The organism is Glaciimonas sp. CA11.2 (assembly GCF_034314045.1).
Classification (GTDB): Bacteria; Pseudomonadota; Gammaproteobacteria; order Burkholderiales; family Burkholderiaceae_D; genus Glaciimonas.
Map to the genome: position 1 here is coordinate 4,737,617 of NZ_JAVIWL010000001.1, position 13,246 is coordinate 4,750,862.

The following is a 13,246-nucleotide window of genomic DNA, read 5'->3' on the forward strand; positions in this document are numbered from 1 at the left end:
AATATATCATATCGATCTAAAACAGCTTTGAAAACTATGTCAAACGTATACCTAACATTGCCTGAGCATTGCTTGAACTTTATAGTCATCTCCCGACAAATTTAACATAGTCACCGGGCCATTTGCCCTTGAGGAAGGAAAAGGTATTAGACAGAACGCGAAATATCACCGCCGCGCTCAACCTTTACGACATTTATCACTTAGGTAATCAGGAATTCCAGGTATGACTTCAAACGTTCACGCATTACCTTTGTCAAAAAGACTCACCCCTAATCGTTGGGACTTTCTGGTTTTTCCGTTGGTTATAGGCATCATTGCCTTTAGCGGTATCGGCGTCAAAGATACCCTCGCCCCGCTCTCAAGTCTAACTGCAAACGTCGTCACGCTAGACCCGCACAATTTGCCTGAATATGCCTTGCGCACAACTTTGCGTATGTTGGCCGCGATGGTTGCATCGCTGATTTTCACCCTTGTTTATGCGACTGTTGCCGCCAAGAGCAAGCGTGCCGAGAAAATTTTGATTCCGGCACTAGATGTATTGCAATCCGTACCGGTGCTTGGCTATATCTCGTTCACCGTGACATTTTTCATTGCACTTTTCCCTGGGCGCGTTATTGGTGCCGAACTGGCGGCGATTTTTGCCATTTTCACCAGTCAGGCATGGAACATGACATTCAGCTTTTATCAGTCATTGACTACCGTTCCTGATGATTTACAGGAAGTTTCGCGAAGCTTTCATCTTTCTGGCTGGCAACGTTTTTGGAAACTGGAAGTCCCCTTCGCGATCCCGGGCCTGATCTGGAACATGATGATGAGTATGTCCGGCGGCTGGTTTTTCGTCGTGGCAGCTGAGGCGATTACGGTCGGGAATAAAAGCATTACGTTACCCGGGGTCGGTTCATATCTGGCGCTGGCGATCAGCGAGCACAATCTAGGTGCGGTCGGATGGGTCATCGTCGTCATGACCGCCGTCATTATTTGTTATGACCAGTTACTCTTCAGACCACTCGTGGCATGGGCGGACAAATTTCGTATGGAAAATACGACAGCGCAATTTTCGCCCTCGTCATGGCTTCTTAATCTGATCCAGCGGACGCGTCTGATTCAAGCGATATTATCGCCATTCAGCATGCTGTTTCGCCGCATTATCACGGCACCTTTACGCTTCAACCAAAGCAAAACGAAGCCAAAGAAAACCAACGATGTATCAAATAAGCTAGTCGATTTTGCATGGAACGCGACGCTCTTGGTATTGGGTTGCTGGGTAATGTGGCGCGTAATCGCCTTTATCGGATCAGAAGTAAGTATCGGCGAAGTCGGTACCGTCCTTTTACTGGGCTTCTACACGTTACTGCGCGTGATGCTGCTGATTGCTATTGCCTCCGTGATATGGGTACCGCTCGGCGTGCTGATTGGCTTACGTCCGCGTCTGGCTGAAAAAATTCAGCCCTTGGCGCAGTTTTTGGCGGCTTTTCCAGCCAATCTGTTATTTCCCGTATTTGTCATTCTGATTGTTCGCTTCAATGGCAATCCCGACATTTGGTTAAGTCCCTTAATCGTGCTGGGTACGCAGTGGTACATCTTGTTTAATGTAATTGCTGGCGCAATGGCGTATCCCAACGATTATCGTGAGGTCTCGGCGAATTTCAAAATCCGCGGTTGGCAATGGTGGCGTAAAGCGATGTTGCCAGGTATTTTCCCTTACTACGTGACGGGCGCCATTACAGCGTCTGGTGGTGCATGGAACGCCAGTATTGTGTCTGAATCAGTATCTTGGGGCGATACCAAACTCAACGCCCACGGCCTTGGCTCTTATATTGCGCAGTACACCGCTGCTGGTGATTTTCCCCGCATCATCCTGGGAATTGTTGTGATGTCGTTATTTGTGGTGTTATTCAATCGCCTGCTTTGGCGACCGATGTATCACTATGCAAATAACAAACTGAACGCCACTTAGGACTTCATAGAATTCAAAGATTGATCAAGGATTACGATGCAAAAAATAACTGAAAACGAAATACTTAACGTCAATCATGTGCGCCGTGGTTTTGCCAAGGCGCAAGGCGAGCTCTTAGTTCTTGATGATGTCAGTTTGACGTTGCATGAAGGCGAAATCGTTGGCCTGCTAGGGCGTTCAGGCTGCGGAAAATCATCTTTGTTGCGCATCATCGCCGGATTGATTCAACCCACTGGCGGCGACGTCAGCTACCGTGGCCATCCAGTAAATGGACCTGCCGATGGTGTCGCAATGGTATTTCAGACTTTCGCGCTCTTTCCGTGGTTGACCGTTTTAGACAACGTTGAAGCAGGTCTCGAGGCGCTTGGCACACCGCCTGCCGAACGCCGGAAACGTGCGTTGGCAGCGATTGACCTGATCGGTCTCGATGGTTTTGAAAATGCCTATCCGCGTGAGCTTTCCGGCGGGATGCGGCAGCGAGTTGGTTTTGCCAGAGCGCTAGTGGTTGACCCGACTTTATTATTGATGGATGAGCCTTTTTCTGCACTCGATGTATTGACCGCCGAGACGTTGCGCACCGACCTGCTCGATCTATGGAACGACGGCAGATTGCCGATCAAATCCATCTTGATCGTCACCCACAACATCGAAGAAGCGGTGTTCATGTGTGATCGCATTCTGGTTCTCTCGTCCAATCCCGGTCGTATCATTGCAGAGATCAAGGTCCCCTTCCCGCATCCGCGCAACCGATTAGATCCTGCGTTCCGGCAACTGGTGGATGATATCTACGCCAAGATGACAGCCAGATTGCAGCCAGTGTCGAACCGCAGCAATCCCGGTCTGGAACTCGCCAGCCGCCTTAATCCGGTATCGACCAACTCAATGGCAGGTTTGTTAGAAACCGTGGCTGCCGCGCCGTATAACGGACGCGCAGATATGCCGGATATTTCCGCACGTCTTCACCTGGAGATCGACGATCTTTTCCCCGTCGCCGAAGTCCTGCACTATTTGGGGTTCGCGGAAATGACGGAAGGTGACATCACACTCACGACGTTAGGTCTGGAGTTTGCCGATCATGGCGTGCAACAACGTAAACAAGTCTTCGCACAGCAACTGCTGCGCCAGGTACCATTGGCAGCCCGAATCAAGGCAATATTGCAGGAAAGGCCAAACCAACGCGCCCCGCGTGCCCGCTTCCAGCAAGAATTGGAAGACCATTTAAGCGACGATGCTGCAGAAGAAACAATCGACGCGATTATTCGCTGGGGTCGTTACGCTGAAATTTTTTCATACGACGATAAAAGAGAAATCTTCAGCCTGGAAGACATCGCAAGTTAGCCAAACCACGAGCGATCAGCTTCAATGGAAATTCCAAAAGCCCGAATCTCGAGCTTTTTTTCACGTCAGCCCCGCGGGTATTTACGAGGCTTTACCCCTTGCCATCATCTTGAGTAAGAACCTGGCTTAATAGAAGAAGTTACTCCCAACATGCGCCTTGATATTGCAGATAACGTTGTCCAAAAACGCAAAACTAGGGAAGATGGCTTGGTGACGTATAGCAAGGCGGGTTGGCGGGCATGTATAGAATACCAACCAGAGCGCGGCGCAATCCACTCACCGCTTCCGTCCAGCCCCATTTCTTCTTTCCATCCATAGCAATCCATTTGCATATTATTGACCGTCACGCATACATTCCCCTCCCGTAAAATCACGCCAGTGCCGGAGCTGGCGTAAAAAGTGGTTGTTTGTCCTGTCATCAATTTGCAAGTTTCCATGGCGGTGGCGCATAAGCAGCGCAGACGTTGTTGAGTGATATTGCAGAATAAGCCGCCAGCAACGGTAGCGAAATAGACAGCCCCACACAATCTGTATCGCATCACATGCAAATTGAATCATCTGTTATGGTTTGGTTTCATCCCTTCTGTCTATATACGCCCACGAACATCCGTAGGATCATCACGCATGGATAACAAAATGCTTCAACCGCCCGTACCTCAACAGTCGCTCTATCGCCAACTCGCCACGCATTATCTGGAGGCGATGAAAACGCGGGTTTTGCATCCTGGTGACAAAATGCCATCCGTTCGGGCGCTGGCGCGGCAACACGCGCTCAGTCTCTCCACCGCTTTGCAAGCCTGCCGCTTTCTGGAAAGCGAAGGCTGGTTAGAGGCACGACCTCGTTCGGGGTATTTCGTCAAATCGCAGAAGCGAACCGAGATAATGGCGGTCACCGAGCCGGATATGAGCCGACCACACGATACCGCCCAGTTCATAGGTATTCACGAAAAAGTATCCGAAATCATCTCTATGGGACAGCGGAAGGTACGTATTAATTTAGGGCGAGCCGCAGGAGCGCCCGAACTCTATCCGGGCAAGCAACTGAATGTGCTCGCCACCAGAGAATTGCGCTGCCATACGGATATGTTTTCGAAACAAAGCCGCCCTACCGGAAATGTCATCTTCAAGGATGTACTCGCAAGGCGCGCGCTGGCTAGTGGCATGATGCTCAATCCGGATGACATTTTGGTCACCAATGGCTGCATCGAAGCGCTCAATCTTGCGTTGCGCGCTGTGGCGCAGTCGGGCGATGTCATTGCGGTCGAGTCACCCACTTTTTATGGTTTGCTTCAGGTGATGGAAAGTCTGGGTATGCGTGCGCTTGAAATTCCCACCAGTGCGCAAACTGGTATCTCGCTTGAGGCGCTGGAACTCGCGATCCAGACTTACGACAATATCAAGGCGGTCGTTGTCGTTCCGCATCTACAAAATCCACTAGGTAGCATCATGCCGGAAGCACACAAAAAACGTTTGGTGCAGCTATGTGAAACGTCGCACATCGCCTTAATCGAGGATGATTCGTATAGCGCTTTGGTGCATGATGGGCCGCCTTTGACATCGCTAAAAGCCCACGATATGACCGGCAATGTCATCCACTGTGCATCGTTGCACAAGATCCTCGCTCCCGGACTTCGGCTCGGATGGATGGTGGCTGGCCGCTGGCAAGCCCGTGTCAATATGTTGAAGTATGCACAGACACGTTACAACGATGAATGGTCGCAAACAGTTGCAGGGAAATTTATGGGTTCGCCAGCTTACGACAGGCATCTGCGTAAGATACGCAGTGCGCTGCGCGTTCAACGTGATCTGACAGCCGAAGCCATCTCCAGACACTTTCCGATCGGTACGCGTTGTAGTCTGCCAAACGGTGGCGTCTCGATATGGGTCGAGTTGCCCGCTGGCCTCTCATCCAGGAAAATCTTCGAAGCAGCGCTAGTGCGCGAAATACTGATCTCACCCGGTATGCTCTTTTCTAACTCACAACGTTTTGATCATTTTATTCGTCTCAATTGTGGGATGCCGTTCTCAGATGAAGTGAAGCAAGCCTACGCTGAATTGGGCGCGATCATTCATACACAACAAACATAGAATTCGACAAGCGAGGAACCGGCCTCGTTTAGATAAATATCTGAACGGTCAATTTTTACAGAGCGTTCAGTTTTACATTCCCCATACTTCTGGTGCGGAGATGCTGCTGTAAAAAAACCTCGAACTGTTCAATCAGCAAAGGCCGGCTAAACAGGAAACCTTGATAAAAATGACAGCCGTGGCGGGCCAAAAATTCACGCTGTGCTTCGGTCTCCACGCCCTCGGCAATCACCATCAGGCCAAGGCTTTCCGCCAACGCGACGATGGTGCGCGCAATGGCTGCATCATTTGGATTAGTCATAATGTCCCGGACGAAAGACTGATCAATCTTTAGTTGATCAAGCGGCAAGCGCTTGAGATAATAAAGTGACGAATAACCGGTCCCAAAATCGTCTAGCGAGAAGCGTACGCCCCGATTTTTTAGTGCGGTCATTTTAGCAATGGTCGAGTCCATATTATCGACCATCAGACTTTCGGTAATTTCCAGCTTGAGTCTTTCCGGATTCGCACCGCTCCGATCTAACACTTCATTCATCAACTCCACGAAGTTAGCATGACGGAACTGACGAATACTCACGTTAACAGCGATCGTTAGTTGTGCCGTTTCTGGACGCTCTGCCCATACCACCAACTGCATGCACGCAGCCTCCAAAATCCATTGGCCCAATGGCAAAATCAGCCCTGTCTCTTCCGCCATCGATATAAAATCGACAGGCAGAACCAATCCGCGCCGCGGATGCACCCATCGCAACAAGCCTTCTGCGCCAGTCACGCGGCCTTCGCCGTCCATCTGTGGTTGGTAATAAAGAAGAAACTCTCCGTGCAGCAAAGCTTGCCGCAAATCGACCTCCAAAGCAGCGCGACTCGTCACCGCCGCCTGCATTTCCACGTCAAAAAATCGCATCGCGTTACGACCCGCCGCCTTACCTTGATACATCGCCAGATCGGCTTGCTGCAATAACTCCCCAACAGTATCTCGCTGATCTCGGAATTGCGTAATCCCGATGCTAGCGGTGCCGTGATGTTCTATGCCGGCAATTTGATAGGGCTTGCTGAGTACCGCCAGAATTTTTTCTCCAACAAGCTTGGCTTGTGCAACAGCCGAATCAGGCTCAGCTTCAAGTCCGAGCAGCATCACCACAAATTCATCACCGCCAAGGCGAGCCACTGTATCACTCGCACGCACGCATATTGCGAGTCTTAACGCAGCTTGCTGCAACAGAAGATCACCTTTGTCGTGACCTAACGTGTCGTTGATCGTTTTAAAGTTATCCAGATCGATGAACAACAACGCGCCCGAATGTCGCCCACGAACATTCGCCGCCAACGCTTGCTGGAGACGATTAATTAATAGCAAGCGGTTCGGCAGCAAGGTGAGTTGATCGTAAAAAGCCAGGTGTTGTATCTCAAGCTCAGAGGCCTTGCGTTGGGTAATATCCGTATCAATCGCCAGAATGGACTGTGGTTGCCCATGGTCATCCCGGACCAATGTCCACCGACTTTCTACAGTCAGCGTGGCACCGCTCTTGCACCGTTTTGCAATTTCCCCACTCCACTCCCCGCTATGCATTATTTTCTTTTTTGCATCCTCAAAGATAACGGAATAATCAAATGGAAGGTCTTCAATCGGAATACCGAGTACTTCGTCCTGAGTCCAGCCATAAAGCCGTTCTGCACTTTTATTCCAAAACATGATGCGATGATCCATACCGCGCACAATGATCGCGTCCTGCGCTTTATCGAGCAACGATGCCTGATCTCGAATGCGTACATCGGTTTCCTGTCGCTCCATTTCGGAGGCCACCCGCGCAGCAAATATCTGTAATGTAGATGTAATGAAATCGAGGTTTTTTAGAGGCTTGCGAAACAAAATAAAGAGAAGACCGACAGGCTGATTAGCCGCGTTATCGAGTCGCCAGCCTATTGATGCTTGCGTCCCCAGCGACTTTAATGCCGGTGAACGGGAAAAGTCCATTGACACTTTATTTGATATTAAAAATTTATCCGCATTAAACACTTCTTCGTAGCTGTCCCATGCAACGACATAGTCAAAATTTTCCGTCACCTTCCCATCAATCACGGCCGCTAGGACGCGACTGGTCACTGGTTCACCGGGTAACAAGCGTGTAACAAAGCCCGCACTCGCCCCTAAAGCTTCCGCCATATTACGGGCTACTTGCTCAAAAAATACCGTGCCAGTACTCGCCGAAACGCCTACGGCAATCTTTAAGACTGCTGCCTGAATTTGGCGTTGTTGTTGTTGAGCCCGAATGCTTCTTATGCCAAATGTCAGATCACCAGCCAATTCCGTCAGGAGATTAATTTCATCGACAGCCACTACCATCATCTCTTCAGAATATAACGTCAACAATCCTAAGGTTCCGTCCTTGTCATGCAACGGTAGATAAATTCCACCCCGATAACCATGAAGCTGGATATCAATCAACCAAGGAAAAACACGCGGATCGTGCGCCATATCCTCAATCACGATAGGCTTCCCGCTACGAACCGAGCGCCCGGCAGGGCCGCGGCCGAAAGGGCTGTCCTCTGACCAACTAACCTGTAAATTATCGACAAAGGCCGCGTCGTTATCAATCCCCGCATGAGACTCAATCGTAATCGACCGGGCTTCGTCGCCCTGCGCATAACCCACCCATGCCATGCGGTATCCACCGATGTCTACCGCAACGCGACATACTTGAGAAAGCAAATCGCGTTCATTTTCAGCTCGGATAACAGCCTCACTACACCGGCTTAACATTTTCAATGCTCGATTAGTACGCGTCAATTCCAGTGCTGCTTTTTTTCCCTCTGTGATATCAACAATTGCACCGGTCATCCGTATCGCGACACCACGATCATTAAACTTAGAACGTGCACGCAGGCGTACCCATCGCAACTTGCCGGAGCGCGTAACGATACGAAACTCTATGTCATACGACGATCTATCGTCTAAATGCTTTTCTATTCCTGCCCGCACTAGCTCTTGATCCAGGGGATAGATGTATTTCAGAAAGTAGCGCGATGAATATGACAAACCATCGTCGGGCTGCTCCAACAACGCCAGCAAACGTGCTGAACAAAATACGCTATTTTTTTCGATATCCCAGTCCCACAACCCATCGCCGGTACTTTGTATCGCAAAGTAAAGACGCTCTTCACTGATGCCGAGGGCACGTTCCACGCGTTTGGTTTTGCTAAGTATTGAGCGTGAAATAAGTGTACCGATGGCGATCAACAGCGCACCGATTAAAAGGGTTCCCAGCAACAACAATCGTTGTAACTGGCGCGAAGTGTCCCCAAGGCTAAATGAAAAATCTGCCTCAAGGCGGTCAAGCGATAGGCTAATTGTCCTAATTCTTTCTTTCGCGGCTTGCGAGGAAACGCTGTCATAGACACCGGAAATCGTCTCCTTGTGCAGCTGTTGTGCCTCAGTATTCAATGCGGCTATCTGTCGATCCGCTTGCGCCCAAATGGAAGTCACGGGACTCATCAAATAAGAGTGACTAAAATGAAGAAACAAGCCGACCATGTCGTTGAAATCATCTGGGTGATTCTTACCCTGCAAAAATCCTTGATGCACGATCGCCATATCAGGCGTGGCCTTCTCAAGCTCAAGCCGCGCCATCCGATCCCCCAACGGTATCGCAATGGCGTCCGAAAAGGCCTGATATTGCAAAGAATCGCGTGTATCAATATATGCAAACAACTGCATGACTGCAACACGCTGCGCTTTAGAGTAGCTGTTTTCACCCGCGACAAACCCGCGAACCGAGGACAAAATATTGATACTAAAAGTCCCAAACGCCACCAAGAGTGCAGCCGAAATAATAAGCGACCACATCACCTTTAGCCTATGCAAATTGAATTCAATTTTCAAAAGCGTTTTTAGTCTATACATAGAAAGACGTTGGCATAAAAAAGCGAATGAAGAAACTGGTCTTAATAACCTCTGAATGTAAAGGGATTAAGCAATACTGTGGCTTAACTGATCATAGTTTTAATGATTTTATAAGTGTAATTTTTATAATATCTCTGAAGCAATAAAAAAACTCAAGCCCGCACATGGTCAGCGTCGCTTCGGGTTTTAAAGTTTGATGGCTCACTATTTTTAAACTTTTTCCCTCTACACACATTAACAAAATCCAGGCGGTAAAAACAATCTGCACATTTTCCGCTGTATCCCATTCTCTGCGTTGTAAGTTTCTGTAAGTTTCAAGCAAGATTTGCGTAAGGTTGTGGTCGCACACTCCGTTGGTCTAAACGCTAATTAAAAGCGGACATACATACTATTTGGGTATCAATACCGACATGAGAACGCCGTCGGAAGCAGATCGCAAAGAGTGCATAACAATATTAATATTCAAGGAGACAGTCATGGCAACCAGTATTGCTGCAGGAAAAGTTGCTTCACGCGGCATCACGCCCGAAGAAAGAAAAGTCATATTTGCATCATCACTCGGTACCGTATTTGAGTGGTATGACTTTTATTTGTACGGCTCGTTGGCTGCGATTATCGCTAAACAATTCTTCGCTGGTACGGACCCAAATACGGCCTTCATTTTTGCGTTGCTGGCATTTGCTGCGGGCTTTATTGTGCGGCCATTTGGCGCTTTGGTATTTGGTCGTTTGGGTGACATGATTGGCCGCAAATACACCTTTTTGGTGACCATTCTTATTATGGGTGCGTCGACATTCATCGTTGGCATTTTGCCAAATTACAATTCCATCGGGATCGCTGCACCAATCATTTTGGTGGCGTTACGGATATTGCAAGGTCTGGCACTGGGCGGCGAGTATGGCGGTGCCGCCACTTATGTCGCTGAGCATGCGCCGAATGACAAACGCGGTTCGTTTACAGCATGGATTCAAACCACAGCAACGCTGGGCTTATTCCTATCATTGCTAGTGATTTTGGGCGTACGTACAGCCGTGGGTGAAGAAGCATTTGCTGACTGGGGCTGGCGCATTCCGTTCCTGGTGTCGATCGTTTTGCTTGGCGTCTCGGTCTGGATTCGTTTATCCATGAGTGAGTCCCCTGCTTTTGTAAAAATGAAAGCAGAAGGCAAAGTCTCTAAAGCACCGTTGACCGAAGCATTCGGCCAGTGGAAAAACATGAAGCTAGTCATTTTGGCTTTGTTTGGTTTGACTGCCGGTCAAGCTGTGGTCTGGTACACGGGTCAGTTTTATTCGCTATTTTTCCTGACACAAACCCTCAAGGTTGATGGGCCAACAGCCAACATTCTAATCGCACTGGCTTTGCTGATTGCTACGCCATTTTTCCTGATTTTTGGCTCGTTGTCGGACAAGATTGGTCGCAAGCCAATTATTATGGCGGGCTGCCTGATAGCGGCGCTCACGTACTTCCCCATCTTCTCGGGGCTGACGCATTATGCTAATCCAGCACTCGAAGCAGCACTCAAGAGCGCACCGGTCATCGTTACGGCAGATCCAGCGACTTGCCAGTTCCAGTTCAATCCGACTGGTACCAAAAAGTTCACTTCTTCCTGTGATATCGCGAAGGCAAAGCTGTCTGCGATGTCGGTTAACTATGAAAACGTCGCTGGTGCGCCGGGTTCAGTAGCAACGGTCAAGATCGGCGATAAAACGCTGACTTCGTACGATGCAAATGGTCTCTCGAAAGAAGATGCAACCGCCAAAGATAAGGCTTTCTCTACTGAGTTGACCGCTGACATTAAGGGTGCAGGCTATCCAAGCAAAGCGGATCCTGCTCAAATGAATAAGCCAATGGTCCTGTTATTGCTATTCATTCTAGTGCTGTATGTGACGATGGTGTACGGACCAATTGCGGCGATGCTGGTCGAAATGTTCCCGACCCGTATTCGTTATACCTCAATGTCATTGCCTTATCACATCGGTAACGGCTGGTTCGGCGGTCTATTGCCCACTACGGCGTTTGCACTGGTTGCCTACAAGGGCGATATTTATTATGGACTGTGGTACCCAATTGTGATTGCCATCGCGACCTTTGTCATCGGTATGCTGTTTGTCAAAGAAACGATCCACAACGATATCTACGCCGAAGAACGCTAGATTTAAAGGGAAGTCGGCTTCAAAGCTTAGCTTGATGTCGACAACCCAATTCCTTCAGCGATTTGAGCCGATCAGGTTACCGGACCTGATCGGCTTTTTTGTTTCTGGCACGCAATATTCAAGCCTTCCGGTCTAGTAATTCCTTTTTGTACGTGCATTTTTTCGTATATTTACCACCTTATTTGACCGCCTTTTTCATCGCAAAATGCTACCCTTTGGCAGTTCGCTTGACTAAATAAAACTGCGCAACTACGCCTCACTGTCGTTTCTGAGGCAATCTGTCCTCTTAATCTGCATCTTGCTTGCTATTGCTTAAATTTGCTTGCAAAATTTGACATTTATGGCTGTCCAAAACCCCCAAGATTTGCTATCGTCGTTAGCCATCTACCCACTTACGAGAATATGAAGCCACCTGTCAGAATTGGTACTCCGCTTTCCCCATCCGCAACTAAAGTCATGCTGCTGGGTTCGGGCGAACTTGGCAAAGAAGTCATCATTTCACTACAACGTCTTGGCGTTGAGGTCATCGCGGTTGATCGTTATCCGAATGCTCCCGGCCATCAGGTTGCGCATCGTTCGCATGTCATCAATATGACCGATGGTGCGGCACTGGAAGCGCTGATAGCGTTGGAAAAACCCGATCTGGTCGTGCCTGAAATTGAAGCCATTGCAACCGAGACGCTAGTTGCATTGGAAGCCGCTGGAAAAATTACCGTGATTCCGACTGCACGCGCGGTATGGTTGACCATGAATCGCGAAGGGATTCGCCGCCTCGCCGCAGAAACGCTGAGTCTTGCGACATCTCCCTATCGGTTTGCCAACAATCTGGACGAACTTAAGGCAGCCTGTGATGCCATTGGATTCCCTTGCGTGATCAAGCCCGTCATGTCATCGTCCGGCAAAGGCCAATCCAAGATCGACAGCATCAATGAAGTAGAAGCTGCGTGGGCGCATGCCGCGGCTGGTGGTCGCGTAGATGCCGGGCGTGTCATCGTTGAGGGCTTCGTTGATTTCGACTATGAAATCACCCTCTTGACGGTACGTGCGCTTGAAGCAGATGGCAGCATCAGAACCCATTTCTGCGAGCCAATCGGCCACGTTCAGGTGCAAGGCGATTACGTCGAATCCTGGCAACCGCATCCGATGCATTCCGAAGCATTGGTCCGCGCTCGCGATATCGCAAAAAAAATCACTGATAATCTTGGCGGCCTTGGTGTCTTCGGCGTCGAACTGTTTGTCAAAAACGATATGGTCTGGTTTTCTGAAGTTAGCCCTAGACCACACGATACCGGCATGGTCACCATGGCCAGTCAACTACAAAGCGAGTTTGAGTTGCACGCAAAGGCGATATTAGGCTTGCCTGTCAATGTTGCACTCAACAGCCCGGCGGCATCGGCAGTGATTTATGGCAAGCACGACGCTAAGGGTATCGCCTTTGAAGGTGTCGCCGATGCGTTGCGGGAACCGGGCGTCGACATCCGTCTATTCGGAAAACCAGAGTCTTTTGAGCGCCGCCGTATGGGCGTGATACTCGCGATTGCGAACGACGTCGAAAGCGCCAGAGTTCGCGCCAAACAAGCCGCCGCCAAAATAAAACCTGTGATTGTCGCTTAACCTCGGCTCAACAGCTTTAGCAAGCGGTTTGGCAAATCGCTTGCTAAACCGCTTGCCAAATATTTGTAGCTGAGTCTGGCTCGGTCTGGCTGACTATTGGAGCGACTTTAGAAAGCCAGTGAGACAGCCAATTAGCGCAATTAGCCGAACCTATAGACGCGTAAGCGGATTAGTCGCTTTGCATCCAAAGGGGCG

General features: G+C 49.5%; 7 protein-coding genes. 5 read left to right on the forward strand and 2 right to left on the reverse strand.

The window, feature by feature from the left end:
• The first annotated feature begins 223 nt into the window (after positions 1-223).
• Both RGU75_RS20580 and RGU75_RS20585 read left to right on the forward strand, forming a co-directional pair.
• Positions 224-1,957, forward strand: coding sequence for an ABC transporter permease subunit (locus RGU75_RS20580; RefSeq protein ID WP_322239187.1), 1,734 nt, complete (start codon positions 224-226; stop codon positions 1,955-1,957).
• A gap of 36 nt (positions 1,958-1,993) precedes the next feature.
• On the forward strand, positions 1,994-3,295 hold the full coding sequence (locus RGU75_RS20585) for a nitrate/sulfonate/bicarbonate ABC transporter ATP-binding protein (RefSeq protein WP_322239189.1): 1,302 nt from the start codon (positions 1,994-1,996) through the stop codon (positions 3,293-3,295).
• Between the two features lie 104 nt (positions 3,296-3,399).
• Here the strand turns inward: RGU75_RS20585 and RGU75_RS20590 are convergent, their stop codons facing one another.
• Positions 3,400-3,714: a hypothetical protein gene (locus RGU75_RS20590; RefSeq protein WP_322239191.1), complete on the reverse strand. Its 315-nt coding sequence runs from the start codon at positions 3,712-3,714 to the stop codon at positions 3,400-3,402.
• A gap of 205 nt (positions 3,715-3,919) precedes the next feature.
• Between RGU75_RS20590 and RGU75_RS20595 the strand changes: the two genes are divergently transcribed.
• Positions 3,920-5,383 carry a PLP-dependent aminotransferase family protein gene (locus RGU75_RS20595; RefSeq protein WP_322239194.1) on the forward strand — a complete coding sequence of 488 codons (1,464 nt, stop codon included), beginning with the start codon at positions 3,920-3,922 and terminating at the stop codon, positions 5,381-5,383.
• A gap of 55 nt (positions 5,384-5,438) precedes the next feature.
• Here the strand turns inward: RGU75_RS20595 and RGU75_RS20600 are convergent, their stop codons facing one another.
• Entirely contained in the window at positions 5,439-9,227 is a 3,789-nt protein-coding gene (locus RGU75_RS20600) for an EAL domain-containing protein (protein WP_322239196.1), read from the reverse strand.
• A gap of 533 nt (positions 9,228-9,760) precedes the next feature.
• On the opposite strand from RGU75_RS20600, the gene RGU75_RS20605 reads away from it, so the two are divergent.
• Together RGU75_RS20605 and purT are read left to right on the forward strand one after the other, a co-directional pair.
• On the forward strand, positions 9,761-11,437 hold the full coding sequence (locus RGU75_RS20605) for an MFS transporter (protein ID WP_322239198.1): 1,677 nt from the start codon (positions 9,761-9,763) through the stop codon (positions 11,435-11,437).
• A gap of 402 nt (positions 11,438-11,839) precedes the next feature.
• Positions 11,840-13,051 carry a formate-dependent phosphoribosylglycinamide formyltransferase gene (gene purT, locus RGU75_RS20610; protein WP_322239200.1) on the forward strand — a complete coding sequence of 404 codons (1,212 nt, stop codon included), beginning with the start codon at positions 11,840-11,842 and terminating at the stop codon, positions 13,049-13,051.
• Positions 13,052-13,246 lie beyond the last annotated feature (195 nt).